Genomic DNA, 22,134 nt, shown 5'->3' with positions numbered 1-22,134 from the left:
GAAAAATTGAGGCATTCAATGTCTTTACTGCTCCCGATTATTTTTTTACTGGCTGCGGCTTTAATTTTTGTTCCTTTGACAAAACGCTATGCCTCCACCACTGTTTTAGGTTATCTGATAGCAGGGCTTTTACTTGGTTCTAGCATTTCTGGTTTGATTGAAGATACTAAACTGATTAATCAACTGCTGCATTTCGGTATGATTGCCGTGATGTTCTTTATTGGCTTTGCTTTTCGCCCGCTAAAACTGTGGGGAGAACGCAGAGGCATCCTAAAAAATAGTGGCCTACAATACTTCATCATCACGATCCTTCTAGTTGGAGCATATTTCTTACTGTTTGATCAAGTGTTGCACAGTATGATTCTCGGATGTGCTTTAGCGCTCTCCGCGTTGATTCTTCCACAACAACTACTCCAACAAAAACAACAGAGCAACCATAAATTAGAACAAGCTACTTTAGCCACCTTACAATTTCAGGCTTTTATTACCATCATTCTGATTGCACTCTTTCCTTTACTAGAAGACACAGCCTCTACTCGACACGGAATCGCCTATTTTGCAGCGCTCATCGCTACGATTTCAGGCCTATTTTTAGCCAATCGTTATTTAGTTCGTCCTATATTTCGTTTCTTAGCACATAAAAAAAGTCTTCATCTCATTCCTGTGCTCAGTTTATTTATCCTGCTTTCAGTCATCCTGATTATGGATATTTTAAATCTTCATATTTTGATTGCTGCATTTTTAGCTGGACTTTTACTTGCTGAGACTGAATTTAAAGTTGAGGTTGAACGTATTGTCGAACCCTTTAAAGATGCGGCGACAGGCTTGTTTTTTCTGGCGATTGGCTTAGGTCTTTCATTGACACCTTTAAGCCAATCTCCACTCTTGATTCTAGGTTCAATCTTTGCACTGGTCTTAATCAAAGCAGTTGTGATAGGTGCGATCAGCTATTATCAACAACGGAATGCTAAATTTAGTACCTTATTTGCCGTAAGCTTGGCACAAAGTGGTGAACTCAGTTTAATTCTACTCAAGCTAGCTGAAAGCGAAAATTTACTTAGCACAGAATTATTAGCACCGACATTTCTCATTATCTTGGGTTCGATGCTATTCACACCTTTACTTTACGCGCTGTTTAATCGGAAAATTTTACCGATGCTACAAAAAAATAAAGTCGCTGTGGCTGATGCTGATATCCCACAACATCCAATTCTTATTATTGGATTTGGCCGTTTTGGGCAAGTCATTGCACGTGCTTTACATGCGCAAGGCAAACACTTTAACGTGATTGATAGCAACCAACCTGATGCTGACTTTATTGAACAATATGGACATCATTTTATTGATGCCGATGTTACACAAATCGAAAACCTACGCGCTACAGGTATTGAATACTGCAAGCTACTGATTATTGCGATTGATGATGTCGAAGACAGTATGAATCTAGCACGACATCTGCGTTTAAATTATCCAGATTTAACCATTTTGGTTCGTGCTCGAGATCGTCATCATGCACGATTACTTAATGATTTAGGTATCTCACAGATTTGGCGTGAAACCTATGCATCTGCGTTAAGTATGGCGCAGCAAGCCTTGGTTGAAACAGGTCTTTCCGAAGATGAAGCACAAAATTTGATGATGCATTTTAAACAAGAAGATGAATGGCTTATCCAGCAACATTGGAATTCTAATCAACAAGAGATCATTAAAAACCATCCAAGTGCTATTGCCGAGCTTGAGTATTTATTTGCAAATACAAAAACTTTGATTTTAGATCGTGCGAGCAATGATCAAAACACACAAAGTGATGCAAAATCACTCAATGAAACATCTTGAGTTTTGGCAAACTGACACCATTATTGACTGCATAACCATGCACCTCTTTATAAAGTCTGAAGTGCGTTACAAAGCAAAGCGTTGCTTTGCGCTCCCTCGAAGGAGCACTGGAGAAAAATATGTCTGATTTACGCCAACGCTTTTTTATCGAAGACTGCCCTGTTCGTGGTGAAGTGGTTCATTTGGAAGAAGCACTACAAACCATTTTGGCGCAACGTGAATATATGCCTGCGGTACAAAGTCTCTTGGGTGAAATGCTGAGTGCAACCGCCTTACTTGCAAGTACACTCAAGATTCGTGGTCGTATTAGCTTACAAATTCAAGCAAGTGGAACATTTAAATGGGCTATGGCCGAATGCAATCATTTAGGTGAAGTTCGTGCGCTCGCAGATTATGAAGAAGATCCGCGCTTCACAGAAGGCAAAGATAGTCGTACCGTGCTTGCTGCGCTTAGCAATCCAGTATTGTTCATCAATATTGAACCTGAACACGGCGAACGCTACCAAGGTATCGTACCATTTGATCAACCGACATTAGCAGGTTGCTTAACGCAATATTATGATTTGTCTGCACAGATTCCAACACATATTGTATTGGCAACAAATGGTCAACGTTCAGGTGGTTTATTAATCCAACTACTCCCTCGTAATAATGAAGAAGAACAAAAGTTGGTTGATGAAGACCTATGGCCTCGTTTGACCATGTTGACTGAAACCCTTAAACCCGAGGAATTGACGGATCTTTCAGCCAATGAAATTCTCTATCGTTTGTATAACGAAGAAGAAGTTCGTTTACCTGAAGTTGAGCAGTTAAAGTTCGGTTGTACCTGTTCAAAGGAACGTTGTGCCCACGCTTTGATTCAAATTGGTGTGGATGCAGTTCATGAAACACTAGAAGCACAAAATCCAATCCAGATGGATTGCCAATTCTGTAATACACGTTACGAGTTTAGTGCAGAAGAAGCTTTAGGCTTATTTGGTGAACATTTAAGTTAATTGAAAAGTAAAATAAAAAAAGACGGGCTTCCGTCTTTTTTTATTTTGTATTAAGGTCTATCCGATAGAACAATGTTCAAATCTCCCAATAACATAGACCTTAATTTTGACTTATGAATTACTTCGAATATTTCTTTTTTATTATTAGCGTTATTGTCTTGATTGCTACCCCCGGCCCCGTAATGATCTTAGTGGCGAGTGCTGGTCTGAAAGGCGGTTATAGAAAAGCATTAGAAACTATTTTTGGTACCAATTTCGCGTCTTTAATCCTAATTTTTATTTCTGTACTCATTCTCAAAGGCTTTCTCACGATTGATGAGAACTACCTAAAAGCCATTCGTATATTAGGTTGCCTTTATATTGCCTATCTAGGCTATAGCATTATTAAAGAAGTGCTTCAGGCACCACACCCAACCACCATTCAAACCGTATCCACACAAAGCGGAGGCTTTAAAAAAGGCTTTCTAGTGGGAATTTCCAATCCAAAAGATATTATTTTCTTTTCGGCTTTTTTCCCACAGTTTATTCATCTCTCTCCGAACATCAATTTCAGTTTAAGCTTACTTACGTTCACATGGATCATTTTGGACTTCTTAACCTTGTCTTTAGTCTATCTGTTCTTCAGTCGTCTCTCTCAAAGCAGAATCTATCCAAAGATTCTAGGTCTGTGTGGTGCTCTGCTCATGTTGATTGCAGTCTATGGGCTGATTGAAACCTTTATCTAAAGTGATCTTAGAAAACCGAAAGCACCAATACTTACTCTAAGCTTTTAGCTAAACAAAACAACTCTTATACAATCGAATCCATTGAAATCTCTTGGATTCGTTTCATAATGAAAGAAACATCTCATTATTATATTTAAGATCATGGCAAAAAATTATTATGAAGAGTTAGGTGTTTCAAGAGATGCCTCAGCAGATGAAATTAAAAAAGCTTATCGAAAACTAGCACGTAAATATCATCCTGATGTGAGCAAAGAAACCGATGCGGAAGCTAAAATGCAGGCGATTAATGTCGCCTATGACACCTTGAGTGACGCTACAAAAAAAACTGAATACGATCAGATGTTAGATCATCCACAAGGTTTCTCTAATTTTGGACAAGGCAATCCAAATGGGTTTGACGGTTCACAGTTCTATCGCCAAAGCTCAGGTGAAGGCGCTGACTTTAGTGACTTTGAGGATTTATTTGGTCGATTTGGCTCAGGTTTTGGTGGCGGACAACAACGTTCGCAACGTCAACAACGTAGCTATCGGGGTGAAGATCAGCATGCCAGTATTCAAGTCGATTTAGATATTGCCTATCACGGTTCAACCCAACAGATTACCTTGCAAATTCCAACTTATAACGTCTATGGTGAGCCTGAAGTCCAGCGAAAAACCTTGCAGGTTAAGATTCCAAAAGGAATGAAAGAAGGTCAGCAAATTCGCTTAAATGGTCAAGGACAAAGTGGTATCAATGGCGGCGAAAATGGTGATCTTTATATTGAAATCCAATATAAAAATACCGACCGCATTCGTATTGAAGGAGCTGATGTCTATCAAACTATTGATGTAACTCCGTGGGAAGCAGCTCTAGGACAAAGCATTGAAGTCAATACTCCCGCAGGGCAACTCAAGGTCAATTTACCTAAAAATGCTAAGAATGGACAACAATTACGTCTAAAAGATAAAGGAATACCAAACAAAACCTCAGGGCATTTATATCTAATTATTAATATTGTTTTACCACCAGCACACAGTGAACAAGAGCAACAGGCTTATCAACAGTTTGCAGATGCCTTTGCTTCATTCAGACCTCGTGCCTCATAAGGAGTAAGATCATGACAACTATTCAATACAAAGAAATTCAATATGACGGTCACTGCCAAGTTGAAATTATTGATGAACAATTGGCACTTGATCTCGAACACTTTGCAGAAGCATGTGGCCAAAGTACGGATTGGGTTTTAAAACTGATTGATTATGAAATTTTACAAATCCAAGTCGATCCACAAAGTTATCAGTTTATTGGTGAAGATGTAGCCCGAGCACGTCGAGCTTATCGTTTACAACGTGACTTCGATGCTAGCTTATCAGCAGTTGCGGTGATGTTGGATCTGATTGATGAAGTACAGCAACTGCGTAAACAGCTCAAACATTTTCACTAAGGCAACATCTTTATATATGACTAAACGCTTTATTTAAGTTTAGTCATTTTCTCTACTTCTTTAAGTGTTTGCTTAATTGGTTCATAGTCTAAGAACCAAAGTAAATTTACATTTCGTTGTTTATGCTGTTGTGCCAATAAATCAATCACACTACGTTCGCCCCGCCCCACCAGATGTTGCTGGTAAAAATAGTACAACAGTACCACTGTGCTCATTAGCATGACTGCAAGCATAATCCAAAAACCAACAGGTGACTTTAACCCTGGGATAAATTCAAAATTCATCCCATAAATCCCTGTTAATAAGGTCAAAGGGGCAAATATTGCCGTAATAATTGCCAAAATACGCATATTTTCATTGGTTTGATTCGCAATAGCTGAAAAATGTAAATCAATCGCCGATTGAATCGCATTTCTTAAACGCAAGGTATGTTTTTGAACACGCTCTACATGGCTCATTAAATCATTGAGACGAACCAAGAGAATGTCTTGATTTTTATGCTTATGCTCCCCCATCACATGATGATAATTATCCACCAGTTCATCTCGGAACTCCTGCAAGGTCTCTATTTGTTCCTCACATAAATTTTCAATTTGCTGGAAAGCCATATCTTCATGAAACAATTGATGCCACTGTTTAAAACGGCGATTGCCCTGCAAAAGTTGCTGTTGCCAATATTCAACACGACGGGTCAAGGGCGTACGTAAATTCAAATAGCCATCAATCATGCTGTTCAGCAAACGCAAGCATAAATCGGCAGGTGTGCTGGCTAATTTTCTCGGCTTATTTTGTTCAGCAATCGGACGACCCATAATTACTTGAATACGTTGAATATAGCTTTCGATTGCTTTATTCCCCTGCTCCCTCACACTCACCAAAATATTCGGCGTTAGAATAAAACTCATCGGTGTAGTCGCTAGGCCAAAAATACTTTCATGAGATTCTAAAGCATTGTCACTTTCATAAATTTGATCGTCTGGACTGATCAATTTCCGAAATACTAATAGGTCATATTCTTCAACTGTATCAAAGGCACAAGGATGTTCAATATTGAGTAAATCGCGCATATGAAATTCGTTAAGCACCACACCTGTATGCTCATAAATATTTTTTTGCCAAGAATCGGTATGATTAACCAAATCCTGTCTCAAACTATCAACCCATAAAAACTCAAGCGTATGTTCTGTTTGTTGTTCCACGCTAATAAAAATCGTATTTTCACTGTTATGACGATAAAAATAATAAAGCTGCATAGAGTCAAGATAAGTTTGAAAATCTATAGAAATGCTGCCATGAAGCACAATAAAAAGCTATGTTTATTCTATTATCAAAATCAAATGACATGAAAAAGCCTCGTATGCGAGGCATCGAGGCTTTTCCAAATTAGGTAGTATTAAACTTCTTTGTTTAGTACCACACCATGTTTTAAGGCTTGGTCGAGTTGCTCTTTATCTAACGCCTTATCCCATTTTGCAACAACAATTGTTGCACAAGCATTACCAACTAAATTGGTTAAAGCACGGCATTCAGACATAAAACGGTCAATACCAAGGATCAACGCCATCCCCGCGACTGGAATCGCAGGAACAACAGAAAGCGTTGCAGCCAAAGTGATAAAGCCTGCGCCCGTGATCCCCGCAGCACCTTTAGAACTGAGCATAGCCACCAATAAAATTGTCACTTGTTGAGTGAGTGTCAATTCAATATTACATGCTTGTGCAATGAATAATGCCGCCAATGTCATGTAAATATTGGTACCATCTAAGTTAAATGAATACCCTGTCGGAATTACTAAACCCACAACCGATTTTTCACAGCCTGCTTTTTCCATTTTCGCCATCAATGATGGGAGTGCTGCTTCTGATGAACTTGTACCAAGAACCAACCACAGTTCATCTTTGATATAACGGATCAGGTCGATAATCGAAAAACCGTTATAACGAGCGACTGCACCCAAGATAACAATAACGAAAAGTAATGCGGTAATGTAGAAGGTTGCGATTAATAACATCAAGTTCCCAATCGAACTAATTCCATAAGCGCCAATGGTAAATGCCATCGCACCAAATGCACCAATAGGTGCAAACTTCATCAACATGCCCACTAAAGTGAATACAGGATTGGTTAATTGTTGTAAGAAGTCAGTAATTGGACGGCCTAAATCGCCTGATTTAGCAAGTGCCAAACCAAATAAGACTGCGACAAACAAAACTTGAAGAATTTGGCCTGATACAAATGGACTCACCAATGTATCTGGGATGATATTCATCAAGAAACCTGTAATAGTTGATTCATGTGCTTTAGCTGCATATTCATCAACTTTAGTGCTGTGTAATGTACTTGGATCGATATTTAATCCATGACCCGGTTGAATCACATTCCCAACAATTAACCCGACGACTAACGCCAATGTTGAAAAGGTCAGGAAGTAAATCATCGCTTTACCCGTAACTCGTCCAACGCTGCCGAGATTTTTCATCCCAGCAATCCCTGTTACAACAGTCAAGAAAATTACGGGTGCAATAATCATTTTCACCATTTTAATGAAGGCTTCACCAAGCGGTTTTAAGCTTTCACCAAATTCAGGAAAAAAATGACCTAACAATATCCCTGCAACAATTGCAAAGATGACCTGTACGTAAAGAATTTGATAAAACTTGGGTTTCTTTGGTGGCTGCTGGTCATCTTGACCTGTGGCGGCATGATCGATATGCATGTGTAATATTCCTTCATATTGGGATAACAAATAGACTTCCGACTGTCTATCTAAAACCTTATAAACACAGGCAGGAGCGGAAATTTGGGGAATTCTACGTTAATTGTAATCCTCACATTTTAAGCATTCGACTAATGTCTAATATAAAATAATTTTATGTTTATTGTTTCGCCAATTTATATTTATAATTTTCATCTAGTTAATAAAAAAGCGCATTGTAAAAACAATGCGCTTTTTTTAAGCAAAAGTATTGCTATTATTGAGCTTGCTCAATATCTTTCATTGTCAACTTAATACGACCACGATTATCGACATCAGCAACTTGTACTTTTAGTTCCTGACCTTCTTTTAACACGTCGGTCACATTCGCAATACGCTCATTTGAGATTTGTGAAATGTGAAGTAAACCATCCGTACCAGGCATGATATTTACGAACGCACCAAATTCAACGATACGAATCACTTTACCGTCGTAGATTTTACCTGGCTCAACTTCAGCAGTCAGTGCTTGGATTTTTGCAATCGCAGCACGAGCAGCAGCTTTAGTCTCACCAAATACACGAACTGTACCATTGTCTTCGATATCAATCGCAGCTTTGGTCTCTTCTGTAATGGCACGAATGGTAGCACCACCTTTACCAATCACATCACGAATCTTATCTGGATTGATGTTAATCACTTCGAAAGTCGGCGCATTAGCACTAATTTCTGCACGAGCACGTGAAATGACTTTATTCATTTCATTCAGGATATGCATACGACCAGCAAAAGCTTGGTTTAATGCAACTTCCATGATCTCTTCAGTAATACCTTCGATCTTGATGTCCATTTGAAGCGCAGTAATACCGTTTGCAGAACCTGCTACTTTAAAGTCCATATCACCAAGGTGGTCTTCGTCACCTAAGATGTCAGAAAGAACTGCAAAACGCTCACCTTCTTTCACTAAGCCCATTGCAATACCTGCAACTGGTGCTTTAAGCGGAACACCTGCATCCATAAGTGCAAGAGATGCACCACAAACAGACGCCATAGAAGATGAACCGTTTGATTCAGTAATATCAGATACGATACGAAGTACGTAAGGGAAACGATCAACAGGTGGAAGAACCGCTTGTACACCACGACGCGCTAAACGACCGTGACCAATTTCACGACGCTTAGGACCTGATTCACGACCCGTTTCACCTACTGAGTAAGCAGGGAAGTTATAATGCAACATGAAGTTGTCAGTTTTCGTACCCGCTAAGGTATCAACCATCAATGCATCACGTGTGTTACCTAAAGTTGCAGTTACAAGTGCTTGTGTTTCACCACGTGTAAATAATGCTGAACCATGAGCACGACCTAATACACCCACTTGAACGTCGATACCACGAACTGTTTTGGTGTCACGACCATCGATACGTGGCTTACCAGACAAGATGTTGTCACGTACGGTACGGTATTTAAGATCTTCGAATAAGAAATCAACTTCATCAGCGATGCCATCAACATCTTCTTCAGGAACGAATTGCGCTTTTGCTTCTGCATAAAGTGCATCTAAAGCTGCATAACGTTCTTGTTTTACCGCAATCGTATACGCTTCTGAAATTTTTGCTTCAAATGCTTCTTTTAATTTCGCACGTAATTCTTCGTTGTGTGTTGGAGCAACCCACTCAGACTCTTTCGCACCAACAGCTGCAGCAAATTCTTTGATTGCTTGTACAGCAATTTGCATTTCGTCATGACCGAAAAGTACTGCGCCTAACATTTGGTCTTCTGAAAGTTCTTTTGCTTCAGATTCAACCATTAACACTGCTGATTCTGTACCTGCAACTACAAGATCAAGATCAGATTGTGCAAGTTGTTCTAGCGTTGGGTTAAGAACATATTCACCATTGATCAAACCAACACGTGCACCACCAATTGGACCACGGAAAGGTGTACCCGCAATCGACAATGCAGCAGATGTACCTAACATTGCAGCAATATCAGCATCCATCGTTTTGTCAGAAGACACAACTGTTGCTGTCACTTGGATTTCGTTGAAATAACCTTCTGGGAACAATGGACGAATTGGGCGGTCAATCAAACGAGAAATTAAAGTTTCAGCTTCAGATGCACGACCTTCGCGCTTGCCATAACCACCAGGGATACGACCCGCCGCATATTGTTTTTCTTGATAGTTAACAGTTAACGGGAAAAAGTCTTGACCCGCTTTTGCTTTTGGCTGTGCAACAACCGCAACAAGTACAGTTACACCACCCATTGTGATTAAAACTGTATTTGCTTGACGTGCAACACGACCCGTTTCTAAAACAACTTGGTGCTGACCAAATTGGAATTCTTTACGAACGATATTAAACATTGACATGTATTATATTTTCCTAGTTTTATTCTAGTGAGACCCCTAAGGTTTGGCATTCAGACTACAACTCATGTGTAGATAAATGACAAAGCTTAGAAGCCATCGCACTAGATCAAAAATTTTTACATAAAAGTTAAACACAAAGAAGGAGCGAACAAGCGCCCCTTCTAAAATCACCTAAACTAAATTAGGTGAAACTCTCTTTTCAGCGATAAAGCATTGCAACATGCGAAATAGCGAAAACAAAGTAAAATCGAATTAACGACGTAAACCTAATGCGCCGATCAAAGCAACATAACGACCGTGATCTTTACCATTTAAATAGTCAAGTAATTTACGACGTTGGTTAACCATACGAATCAAACCACGACGGCTGTGGTGGTCATGTTTATGTTCTTTAAAGTGACCTTGCAAATCATTGATTTGAGCAGTCAATAAAGCAACTTGTACTTCAGGTGAACCAGTGTCGTTTTCTGCACGAGCAAATTTAGCAATGATCTCTGCGCGATCTGCGTTAGTTAAAGCCATTCGATTTCTCCGAGATGCTTAAAAAATAAAATGATAATGATCAGTTGCAAGCAACTGACTGCCGTGCATCACTACAGCAAGTCGCCTATTTTAAGTGATCTATCACCATATTGCAAAAATGTTTTAACTTTGCTGGCATTTCGGCAGCTGACAGCATTGAACAAAATAGGCACACTATCGTATATCTGTTTTCAATTTATGACAGAGACGAAAGAAAACGAAAATATTGCGAGGGAATCGTGAAAATTTTATCAACCAATACTTGTTATGTACCAAATGACTTAAATCAAGTGATTCGCTCAAAAGATGAAGTTGCAGCTGAATTGGGTGGAATGACTGAAAAGCAGATCCAAAAGATCTGGAATAGCGTTGAATGCCTGTATAAAACAGGAAACTATCCACTCGTTACATTATGTTTGCGACGTCAAGGACAAATCTTACTGAACCGCAGTATTGGTTATGCACAGGGCAACTCCCCAGATGGCTTAGCTGCGGATGCAAAAATTGGTACGCCTGATACACCTGTCTGCTTATTCTCTGCCTCTAAAATGGTGACCGCCATGCTAATCCATATGTTGGATGAACGCGGTGATTTGAATCTGCTCGATCCGATTAGCTACTATATTCCTGAATATGGGGTCAATGGTAAACGTCGTGCCACGATTTTCCATTTGCTTTCTCACCGTGGCGGGATTCCACGCATTGATACAGAAGTCACACCAGAACTTTTATTTAACCAAGAAGAAATCTTAAAAGTACTTTGCGCAGCTAAACCTGTTTCACCATCAGGGACACATCTTGCTTATCACGCTGTTACCGCTGGTTATATCCTAGGTGAAATCGTTCAGCGTGTAACTGGACAAAGCGTACGTGAGTTTTTGGCTGAAAATATTGAAAAACCAATGGGGCTGGATTATTTCAACTATGGTTTGAAACCAGAATATCGAGACAATGTTGCACTAAACTATGCCACAGGAATTCACCCAAGTTTAGGTACAGACCATTATCTTAATCATGTACTCGGTGGTGGTTTACAACTTGCAGTGGATGTAACCAACGATACTCGTTTCATGGATACGATTTGTCCTGCTGGGAACATTTATACCAGCGCTGAACAAGTTGGTCGTTTTTTTGAAATGTTACTCAGCGGTGGTGAATATCAGGGTAAAGAGATCATGAGCGCAAAAACTGTATTTCGCTCAACCCTACCAACATCAGGAACAAGCCTAGACCGTACCCTACTCGCGCCAATGCGTTATGCGTTAGGTCCAATGCTTGGTAGTAATCCAGTCGGTTTATTTGGTCCAATGACTGGCCAGGCTTTTGGGCACATTGGTTTTTCTAATATTTTATGTTGGGCAGATCCAGAGCGTGATATTAGTGTATCGTTGCTTACAACAGGAAAATCTGTCGTTGGGACACACCTCCCTGCTCTTGCCAAAACATTATATCAAATCTCTACAAACTGCCCTAAGATTCCAAAGAATCAACGTCGTTCATTATTTGCAACAGATCGACACGAAGCAGACATCGTCTAATTCATTTGATGCGCAAAAAAAAGAGCCCAAGTCAGACTTGGGCTTTTGCGCGTTATTCAAGGTTCTTTTCATTTTTCTATTATTATTTTTTATGTTTCTTATTAAGCTACTTTCAGACCCTCTGAACGTATTTCACACATCACTTTTTATGTTTTTGCTTTGAGTGTGTATCTTCTTTATACCGACTATTCTGTCAGAACTAATTGTGGAGAAAAATAGCATTTTTCTTATCTCTATGTAAGCAAAAACGTACAGGTCTGTATAACATTTAACTTAATAATACAGAAAAATTGTCAAACAATCATATTTTTAATTTAAACTTTTGGTTCAAAGCTTTTATAGAAAAATTAATGTTTGCTTCACACTGTCAGAGATAGATATTCTTCATTAAAATCATTTTGATTAAAATAAATACAATGACTATCATGATGTTAGTATGATTAAGGATTAAAAATAAAAAAGCCCTGTAGTCTCTCCCAAAACTACAAGGCTTAGCGGCTGTAAGTTTCCTCTTTTATCACTTACCTCACTGTAAGTTCGCTGTCTCATTGACTTTATTATTATATTTTTGCGATTTACCTAGCTTTCCGTGCTAGGCTATTTGTGTGTACATGATCTCAAAAACATTTATTTCACTCTAGCGACAATATCTCGAATCCTTGTAAGCTTTTACTTACAAAACAGTGAATTTTAAAGAATAATTTCACAATCCCTCTAAATTGATCTTTTGCACTAAACCACTACGACGAACGGTTCTAGTAATCAATGACTGTTGTAATGCCTTCCGATCAGCCAAAATACTCACTACTTTTTTAGCGCGAGTGACTGCGGTATAGATCAATTCCTGACTCAATAATTTCTCGGCATGTGCATCCAAAACAATCGCAGTATGGGTAAATTCCGAACCTTGTGATTTATGAATGGTTAAAGCAAAGGCGGTTTGCATACTGCGAGGCAGTCGATGCGCTGCAATCCACTTATTTAAGCTCGGGAAAAACACTTCAAATTGCTGTGCTTGAGTACGGTGTTTAAAACAAATGCCAATATCACCATTGGAAATTCCAAGCTGATAGTCATTATAGGTCATCATTACAGGACGTCCGATATACCAGTCTCCAACAGCGATTTGTTTCAATTGCTGATTGAGCCAATGCCCCGCATAACGATTCAGTTGCTCGATTCCCAACGGGCCATGTCGAACAGCCGTTAAGATTCGATAATCATCAAAGGCTTGAATCACATGCTGGATTTGCTCGGCAGGCTCATCTGCATCTATATAATGTTTTAAAGCTTCGATATAGGCTTGGAATCCAGCTATCAATTTATTCTGATAAAGCTCAATATCAACCTGCTGTTGCTCAGGTAAATATTCCAGCTGAATTAGGTCTGGCATATCCTTGCTCAAGGAAATCGTTTGCAACAGTGCAGCCTGAACAATTTCTGCCTCTAGTTTTGATAAGACTAAATCGAGATTGCTTAAATCTTGCTGTGCCTGAATAAATCGTGCGAATTGTCCAATCTTGGCCTCGCCAGAGAAACGACGGCTGGTCTGTAGCTGGACTCGATTTTCAGTCAATGTTTGTACTTGCTGTAAATCAGCCAAAACCGAGCCAACATCAACCGAAGCCAACTGATTGGCATCACCCAGCAAAATAATTCGGCATTGATCTGGAACGGCTTCAAATAACAGGGTTGCCAAGTTTAAGTCCAGCATCGATGCTTCATCGACCACAATCACATCATAGGGTAAAGGTTGCTTTAGATGAAAACGTGGTCTTTGTCGATTGCCCATACCCAATAAACGGTGCAAGGTCTGCGTGGTTTGATCGCGTAACTCATCAGTGACGAGCCCTGATTGTAATAATTTTGGATCATTAAAAGAGTTTTGTAATGCTTCCTGCATACGCTGTGCGGCTTTGCCTGTCGGTGCTGCCATGGCAATACGAATATCCGGAATGGTCTGGTTGAGGGCTGCAATAATACGCGCCAAGGTATAGGTTTTCCCTGTCCCTGGCCCGCCTGTAATAATGCTCAAGCCTTGTTGCAAAACCATTTTCAGTGCAGCCTGCTGGTGTTCATCGCTGAGTAAGTCTTGATAATGTTCGGTATCAACAACCTGAATCGTTTGTCGCTTTAATCGACAAATCTGCTGTGCGAGGCGTTGCTCTAGGTGCCAATATCGGTATAATGCCAAGCCCTGCTGATCATAGACACAAGGGGCAACCTGCGTGGTTGCGATTTCGCTGGAAACAGCCAAATCCGCCAATTCCGCAATCTGGCTCGGCTCAACCTCAATACAACTGTCACCTTGTAAGCTGGCTTCAACCAGTTTTTGTAGTACCTGTGCAGCGTTAACTGTTTGAGCAGATTGAGAAAATGGTGCTTGTGAGAGATAGTCACTCCACATATTTAACCACGTCATTTGCGTTGACTGATCATCAACTTGTTTGTCCACAGAGTTATCCTCAAACTTACCCACACGCTTGTCCACAAGGTTATAAACAGAGTTATTCACAAGCTAAGCTTTTGTTTAATTTAAAATCACACACTTTATCTACACCATTTTTCCAGCTTTATCCTCAGAAAAATATCCAAGTATTGCATCCAGACGTAAGATAAACTCATCCTCAGGCTTCCAGTAGAAACAGCCTTGCTGCGCCTGCCCATTCATGCCGCGTAAATACAGATAAGATGCGCCACCCAAATGCAGTTGCATATCATAATCCTGCAATTTCACCGACAGATAACGATGTAGTGCCACCAGATATAACGCCGCTTGTAACCAATAACTCGACAGCGACATACTTTCTGCAATTTGAGTAGCCTGATAATCCAGTTGTGCTGCCCCCAGATAATTACTCTTATAATCGGCGATATGGTAACGCTGACCATCGAAGTAGACCAAGTCAATGGAGCCATTCAAGTAACGGGCAGATTTAGCTTCAAGTAACTCAGGCATTTCGATACCGTATTCCTCAAATAGCTGCTGTACACGCTGCATCGCCAGCACTCGATCCGATAAAGCTAGATAGAATGGACATTCCGACAGATATTGTCCTGCAGCTAATTGCTTTAACTGAAAGCCCTGATTAAGTGGCGTGTGTAATACTTCACCAAGCCAATCAGCAATCCATTGATAGAGCTGTTGCTCGCCATTTTCTTGTTCTGGGAAATGCAGTTGATACTGTTGTAACAGCTCCAACCATAGGCCTTGATAGGTATTTTTAAAACGACGGCGAATGTCTTCTACCCAGGTTTGGGGTTGCTGAAAATCAATCTGCTCAAAAATCTCGTGCAGGAAATTACCAGCCAAAGTCCCTTTCGGGAAATATTGTTTAATCCAAGCGATTGGCTGAGCCGTGGCGATTTTTTCCGTTTCAGCAAAATTTAATTCATCTTCAGCTTGCTCAAAATCAGTATCGATATTGGCCAAGCGATCAGCCCGAGTTGCTTTGTGCTTTAAATGTTGTGCCAGATAGCTAAAACTGGTTTTCCCACGCGCATAAAAACGTTGTGTCGGCAGTGTTTGGGCCAACAGTACGCGCTGTTGTTGAGTTTGTTGCATCTGTAAGGCTTGTGGTCGCGCTAAGATCAGCTCAGCATCGGCACTATAGGGATGTTGAAAGTTATCACCCTGATTCTTCCAAAAAGCCAAACCTGAAAACTTATTCTTATCGCCTTTTTCTGGTTCAAACACCGCATAGACCCGATGGCTGGCACGTGTCAGCGCCACATACCACAACCGGTTTTGTTCTGCTAAAGCGCGTTGCTGATGTTGATCCAGCTCAGTTTGCTGTAAAAAATTTTTATCTGCCACTGCCACCACCCGTTGCGTCCGTATTTGACCCGTCTCAGGCAACTGGATTTCAGTGGTAGAAAAATTCAGTGTTTTCTGTACTTCTACAAAGGCCTTATTCGCCCCCAGTAAAAATACGATTTTAAACTCCAAGCCTTTGGACTGATGAATCGTCATCAGTTGCACGCCCGCTTCACTGGACAGCTTGTGTTCAAGCTCCCAATCGCGATCACTTGGTGAATTTAATTGTTTTAAATACCAGTGATACAGGTTTTGCATCCCTTGTACATGTTCACTGTGCTGACTCAAGAGATCAGTGAGGTGGCGTAGATTCACCACGGCACGTTCATTGTCTTTACTTTGTGTGGCCACCAGTTGCTGCCAAAGACCAAACTGATTTAGGCAACGTTGCCATGCCGATAAAAAGCCCTGATTCAGCCACATTTCGCGTATGTCATCAAACTGCTGAATGTAAGCACTCAAGCCTTCTGCACTTTGTTCTAAGGCCAACAGTCGAGCCAAATCAAAACCAAATAAACGGCTGAGCAAAGCCCGTTTGAGCTTGGCTTCGTCATAAGGATGAAGTAGTGCCGTGAGCAGAGCCCCTACATCCTGTGCAATGCTGGAATCAAACACACTGCGTTTCGAAGGTCGGTTGACCCGAATCCCCATACGTTCCAATACATATTGCACTTCATCCAGTTGACGATGGCTACGCGAAAGAATGGCAATATCATCTTCATCAATCGCAGTTGGGACATCACCCTCTAGGTACAATTGTTTTAAATAGGCTTGATTAAGTAAGTGCTGAATCTGCCACGCCACCTGTGTAGCCTGTTCATTGCCTTCTTGCAAGTGCAACCAACGTAAAGGCATTAGATTGGGTTGAGCATTTTCAATCAAAGCGAGGTGTGGACGTGAACCCGCTTGAATCGGGTCATAGCTGACCTGCTCACCAAAATCGATCTGGCGCTGAAACAGCACATCCACCACTTCCACCAGCTCTTTCACCGAACGGTGGTTATGAATCAACTTATACTCACGCCCCTGTTTGGCCATAATATCCTGATAGGCATTCAGGAAGGTCAGCATATCTCCACCACGGAAACCATAAATCGCCTGCTTACGGTCGCCGACCATGATCATGCAACCTTTTTGATAACGCTGTGGATGACGCCAGATACTGGCCAACATATCATCTTGGTCTTGATTGGTATCCTGAAACTCATCGACCAGAATCAATGGGTAGCGTGACTGTACAAACACGGCGAAAGATTGTCCTTGCTCAGCTTTTAAAGCTTCAGACAGGGTTTTAATTTGCTGAGCAAAGGTGGTCTCTCCTTTTTGCTGCAACACTTGTGGTAAGCGGTTTTTAACTTCAACACATAAATAGGCTTTCAAATAGACCTGTAACTGCTCAAATTCTTGCTGAGTCTGCTGCACAGCTTGAAACAGCTGTTGCAGTTGCAACACACATGGATGTTGATAGAAGCCCTCGGCAATTTCCGCAGGACATTTCTTAAAAATTTTTTGTGCTTCGAGTTTGTCTAAAAACTTAAATACTGCATCACGCGCATCGGCAAAATAGGCATCAAAGATCTGTATATTCTCAGGACTGTTGAGTGCAGTTAATAATGGCGGCAAGGATTCTGTAAACAGTTTATGAAAGGCATTGTTGCGGAAAGAAGCACCATTGATATGTGCATAATAAGCGCCCTCTAACTGAAAGTATTCAGCCAAGCTGCTCAGGTCAATCTGCTGTGCTTGCTGTTGCCATTGCTGCAACTGAGCTAAGTCAATTTCAGGCATGGCAGGCAGTTTGAATTGTGCCGAACTAAAATTCAGCGAACTTTCCACCATCCCGACAAAATGATCGACACTCTTCAGTCCACCCACGCTATATAGCGCATTGATCACTTGCTGCGGTTGGGTCTGAATCCACTCCCGCAACACATCATGAATCAATTGACGGGTATAGCTTTTGGCATCCTCAGTAATTTCAGCGCGTTCGATTTTGCCACTTTCAAAGGCAAACTCACGCAATAGCTTTTGACTAAAACTGTCCAAGGTTCCGACAAATAATTCATCCAATTGATCGATGACCAATTTTAGCCGTTCACAGGCATAGGCAATCCGCGGTGCAAAGTTTTTTAAGACCTGCTGTTTTAACGGATCAGCCTCCTGTAATGCCTTGGCCTGAATATCTTGTTCCAATACATCACGGAAAGGCTCTAAAAATTCAAGGATTTCGACCAGACGCAAACGGATACGCGTTTTGAGTTCTGCGGCTGCAGCACGGGTAAAGGTAGTGGCAATCACCTGATTGGGTAGATATTTTTCTAAAAAAATCCGCACCATCAAACTGGATAGCGTATAGGTTTTACCTGTCCCCGCTGAGGCTTCAATTAAATGCAGCCCTTCAAATTGAATATCTCCAATCGGCTGATAAGACACAGGATACTGTGAATTCATGTCTTACTCCACCCGTAAAAATTCAAAAATCGGTTGATACAACGCATAGGCATAATGATCACAGGCATACTGCAATAAAGCGGTTGCATCTTGCTCTTGCAAAATGAACTGCCAATCGCGGTGCAATTTACAGGCTTCATTCTGGGTCATATCAAAACCCGAGAAATCCCCCGTATCATTCCAATCCTTTAATACTTGCTTTTGACTGTCTTCAGTTAAAATCTGAGTTGAATCCAGTTCAATCCACTCATATTGCTTCCCCTTTTCTAAAGGCTTTAACACTAAGGCTGCAGGCAAGACCACAGGCTGCTGCTGTGCATCGTGCCAAAGCTGTAACCATGCATTTAAATAATGCTGTGCCTGTTGTGAACTTAAGCCTTCACAAATCACCGTCTGATCACTAAATACCACAATTCGGCGCTTCTCTGTAGCAGCGTCACTCTTGATTAGCGCCAACCAAAGCAGATATTCCAGCCAGACTTTGGCAAAGCGTTTGGCACGTGCACTGGAAGCATCCAAACTGACCCAATCTTGAGTCAGCTGTTTCGGAGTCACACAGGCGATTTGTAATTGTTTCGAGACGCGCCAAACCCGTTGCGAGGTTTCAGTAGGCGCTGGGGCATACTGCTGCAAGCGCTCCAACAAGCGTTGCTGCTCTAAGCGACTTTGCTGCCAAGCACTATGCTGAACTTTGCCAACGGGCAGCTGATCTTGCAACAGACTTGGAGAGAGCTGGTCATCCTGCTGCTGTAAAAAATGCCGAATGGCATATTTACCGAGACCATCGAGTAATAATGGTTCAGCTTGATCAAGCAATGTTTGTGCAGTTAAATTTTCCACACCTAAGGTTTTTAAATACAATCGCGCAGGGAAAGTAACATCCTGAATCCATTGCTGGCTCTCCAAAATGATCATTTCATTCTGTTCAACAGGATAGGCGGTATTGACCCATGCTTGCAGCTCACCTTTCATCTGCTGAATCTGTGAGGCGACCTTAAACCATTGATCTTGGAAGCGCACAGGCCGATCCGAAACAAAGCCGAGTGGATCGAACGGTTGGAGACGATGTAAATGATACAAAGGATAAAGCTGTGCGGGGACTTGTAATGCCTCCAATCCAGCCAAGTCCGCTTCGGATAAAGGAAGACTGTCTTCAAATGAAGTCTCTCCGTCAGGGAGAGATTTAGAGGGCGCTGGTTTGACAATCAAAGCCAAATGATCACGGAAGCCCTGCAACACACTGGAGGGCTCTCTGACTTCGCCATCATTGAGATCAAAGCCATTATAAAACAGCCAAACCTGTTCTTGTGCCAATAGGATGGCATCCAAAAATGCCCCTTGATCATCTTCCAAACGAGAGCGATCACCCAATTGCTGACGCAGTGCATCCATCAAATCAAACGGAATATGACTGTCCCGATTTGGAAATTTGCCAGTATCCAAGTTCAACAACACAATCAGCCGATAAGGAATCGGACGAATCTGTCCAATCTGACTAAAAGTAATTTGTCCTGTCGGTTCAACTTGTGCGGACTGGCTTTCTAAAGTGCGTTGAATTTCTTCAACAATATAAGGCAAAGGCAAGGAAATTTGACGTAATTGGGTTTCGGCATCCTCATAATAGCTGGCCAAAGTCAACATCCGCTCTTGCTTCTCAATAATTTCACGGATTGCTTTTAAAGCCACCACATCGGCTTGTTCAAACTCTTGTACATCCTGTTTGATCCGTTGCAACCAGACCTCAACAGGCAAACGCTGTCCTTGCTCATGTGCCACCAACCAGTCTCGCCGTGCCGATAACTCGTGATAAATCTGAATCAAAATCCCAATCAGTTCAAAATCGCTGGGTTGCACCAGCGCATAACTTAAGATGTCTTGCACCATCACATGGGCTGGCACGGCAATCCCAAGCGCCAAACGATCGAGGGCAAATTTAAAACTATAGCGGTAGTCTTGGTCATCAGCACTGAGACTCTGTTTTAAATGTTCAGCATCCAACCCTCGTTTAAAACCAGCCTCACCCAATAACGCTAAAATCCGCTGTACCTGTGTGTAATCCAACCCATAACGTTGTTGGGTCGCAGCTAAATTTAACCAATCAGCAAAGTCATCCTGACTAAAACGCCCTTGGGTCAATTGCAAACGTCCAAGCACTGCACGCCATGCATTTAAGGCGTCTAATTGGGCAACGCCAGCAATTTTTATAGGTAAGAACACCCCATGCTCATGGGCCAGCGCAGGAAAAACACTACGAATCAACGGCTCAAGTTCAGCTAGATTCGGGGTCAAAACCAGCACATCACTTGGGCGACGCGGTGTGGTATCTGTTTGAGATAGCCAATGCAGTAACTGCTCTTTTAATACTTCAAGTTGTCGTATGCTGGAGTGGCATACGTGGACCTGAATGGATTCATCTTCTGGTGCAAGCTCATATTGCTGGGGCTGAGGTTCTGCCAAATAGAAAATATCCGACTGAATTTTACCGAGTAGCGTTTCAGGAAAATAATCCTCAAAAGCATCCACCCATTTCCCCTCTTCTCCTGTCGCCAGTTGCGACAACAGCGAAAAGTGGTCACGTGCTTGCTTACCTAAACGGGTGAGCAAGGGATGTCGAGATTCACGATTTAAAGCATTAAAACCTAAACTAAAACTGTCAAAGAATGCAGCAATGTCTGCATCACTAGCATGGGGATGTTTCGCAATATAACGCTCTTTCACGCCGAGGTCATAACGCTTTTTCCAGAGGGGATCAACACTGTCGGCCCAATATTCCTGCGATGGGTTATAGTGCAGAATCACCACATCTAGATACTGTCCCAAACGACGTAAAAATTGCAGTTGGCTCGGTGGTAAATCTAGAATCGTAAATACAATCACCTGATTCGGTAGTTGTGCCAAAGCTCGGGATCGTGTCTGCTGATTGTCTAAAAGTTGCCAGAAATCAGCATCAATACTTTGTATTTCAACAAAATCATCGTGAAAATAGTGTTGCCACAACCAACGCTGCCAAGCTTCCAACTGTTCGGTTTGCTGCAAGCTAAAGGCTGAAGTTTGTTGATCTGTATGCGCAATCAGTTGTTCGATATTTAAGGCTTTGTTCTGCCCCCACGCCGATAGCCAATTACTGGTACAGGTACAATTGCTTTGGCAGCCGCGTTGACAATGACCGCGATAAATCATGTAGTTGTTAAACAGTTGTGAAACCTGTTCCGCCACCCAATACAACATACTTTGTTTTTTAAGTTGTTTTTCCGTGCCTTGCTGCAACTGATCAGCGCTGGCATAAATCCGTTGCACAATCGAATATAAAGGGTGCTCTTGTGCAAGGCTATTCTGTTCGGATTGAATAAAAGGCTGTAAGGCTTGATGAATACGCCACTTTAAAATCAAACGTGGAATATTGGCTTTACGCACTTGTTCTTTATTTTCTAATACTTGCTGGTATGCATACCACTGAAAACCACGAATGCGTTGATGAAATTGATAGTTGGCAGTCATGCCTTGTTGTTCGGCAATTTTCTGCGTCAACCATTGTTCTTGTGCAGGACTGGGAACAATAAAATGCTGAGTTTTAAATACCTGAAATGGAGAAGAACTCGGTTGGGTGATTGATGCCATCACACCTTGTAATAACACTTCAAGGCGTTGACTTTGAATAACATGAATACCCATCTACGAATATGACCTCATCAGGAATGCTTATTGTATTGCACGAAAACGTACATATTTATCACTATACAACTTCATGTAACTATGT

13 protein-coding genes are annotated in these 22,134 nt (G+C 41.4%); 6 read left to right on the top strand and 7 right to left on the bottom strand.

Translation table 11 applies throughout. The features are described 5' to 3' along the window. Window positions 1–18: 18 nt before the first annotated feature. The 5 genes from AAV96_RS11110 (at window position 19) to AAV96_RS11090 (ending at window position 4,980) form a co-directional block, all read left to right on the top strand. Window positions 19–1,836, top strand: a complete 1,818-nt coding sequence (locus tag AAV96_RS11110) for a cation:proton antiporter (RefSeq protein ID WP_046739345.1) — start codon at window positions 19–21, stop codon at window positions 1,834–1,836. A 119-nt stretch (window positions 1,837–1,955) separates the two neighbouring features. Then, window positions 1,956–2,831, top strand: a complete 876-nt coding sequence (locus AAV96_RS11105) for an Hsp33 family molecular chaperone HslO (RefSeq protein WP_046739344.1) — start codon at window positions 1,956–1,958, stop codon at window positions 2,829–2,831. Window positions 2,832–2,944: 113 nt separating this feature from the next. Further along, window positions 2,945–3,556: a LysE family translocator gene (locus tag AAV96_RS11100; protein WP_046739343.1), complete on the top strand. Its 612-nt coding sequence runs from the start codon at window positions 2,945–2,947 to the stop codon at window positions 3,554–3,556. Between the two features lie 141 nt (window positions 3,557–3,697). Then, complete coding sequence (locus tag AAV96_RS11095) at window positions 3,698–4,642, top strand: DnaJ C-terminal domain-containing protein (protein ID WP_046739342.1); 945 nt, start codon at window positions 3,698–3,700, stop codon at window positions 4,640–4,642. Window positions 4,643–4,653: 11 nt separating this feature from the next. Beyond that, entirely contained in the window at window positions 4,654–4,980 is a 327-nt protein-coding gene (locus AAV96_RS11090; protein WP_004659218.1) for a chaperone modulator CbpM, read from the top strand. Window positions 4,981–5,009: 29 nt separating this feature from the next. On the opposite strand, the gene AAV96_RS11085 is transcribed toward AAV96_RS11090, so the two are convergent. The 4 genes from AAV96_RS11085 to rpsO all read right to left on the bottom strand — a co-directional run bounded on the left by AAV96_RS11085 (window position 5,010) and on the right by rpsO (window position 10,571). Then, a complete protein-coding gene (locus tag AAV96_RS11085) occupies window positions 5,010–6,233 on the bottom strand; it encodes a magnesium transporter CorA family protein (protein WP_004659220.1) in 1,224 nt (407 codons plus the stop codon). Window positions 6,234–6,373: 140 nt separating this feature from the next. Further along, a complete protein-coding gene (locus AAV96_RS11080) occupies window positions 6,374–7,696 on the bottom strand; it encodes a dicarboxylate/amino acid:cation symporter (RefSeq protein WP_004659222.1) in 1,323 nt (440 codons plus the stop codon). A gap of 256 nt (window positions 7,697–7,952) precedes the next feature. Then, complete coding sequence (gene pnp, locus AAV96_RS11075; RefSeq protein ID WP_171062387.1) at window positions 7,953–10,043, bottom strand: polyribonucleotide nucleotidyltransferase; 2,091 nt, start codon at window positions 10,041–10,043, stop codon at window positions 7,953–7,955. Window positions 10,044–10,301: 258 nt separating this feature from the next. Beyond that, window positions 10,302–10,571: a 30S ribosomal protein S15 gene (gene rpsO / locus AAV96_RS11070; protein WP_004637724.1), complete on the bottom strand. Its 270-nt coding sequence runs from the start codon at window positions 10,569–10,571 to the stop codon at window positions 10,302–10,304. A 239-nt stretch (window positions 10,572–10,810) separates the two neighbouring features. Between rpsO and AAV96_RS11065 the strand changes: the two genes are divergently transcribed. Continuing rightward, a complete protein-coding gene (locus AAV96_RS11065; RefSeq protein ID WP_004659226.1) occupies window positions 10,811–12,109 on the top strand; it encodes a serine hydrolase domain-containing protein in 1,299 nt (432 codons plus the stop codon). Between the two features lie 703 nt (window positions 12,110–12,812). Here AAV96_RS11065 and recD read toward each other — a convergent pair. The 3 genes from recD to AAV96_RS11050 all read right to left on the bottom strand — a co-directional run bounded on the left by recD (window position 12,813) and on the right by AAV96_RS11050 (window position 22,049). Then, the gene (gene recD, locus AAV96_RS11060; protein WP_205625869.1) at window positions 12,813–14,564 is read right to left on the bottom strand and encodes an exodeoxyribonuclease V subunit alpha; all 1,752 of its coding nucleotides are present in this window, start codon (window positions 14,562–14,564) and stop codon (window positions 12,813–12,815) included. 99 nt (window positions 14,565–14,663) lie between these two features. Continuing rightward, window positions 14,664–18,377 (bottom strand): UvrD-helicase domain-containing protein, encoded by a 3,714-nt coding sequence (locus AAV96_RS11055; protein ID WP_046739340.1) that lies wholly within the window; start codon window positions 18,375–18,377, stop codon window positions 14,664–14,666. A 3-nt stretch (window positions 18,378–18,380) separates the two neighbouring features. Continuing rightward, window positions 18,381–22,049: an exodeoxyribonuclease V subunit gamma gene (locus AAV96_RS11050; protein WP_046739339.1), complete on the bottom strand. Its 3,669-nt coding sequence runs from the start codon at window positions 22,047–22,049 to the stop codon at window positions 18,381–18,383. Window positions 22,050–22,134 lie beyond the last annotated feature (85 nt).

It is taken from the genome of Acinetobacter sp. AG1, assembly GCF_001005525.1.
GTDB lineage: Bacteria > Pseudomonadota > Gammaproteobacteria > Pseudomonadales > Moraxellaceae > Acinetobacter > Acinetobacter modestus.
The sequence above is the reverse complement of the archived record's forward strand: the minus strand, read 5'-3'. Positions and strand labels throughout refer to the sequence as shown.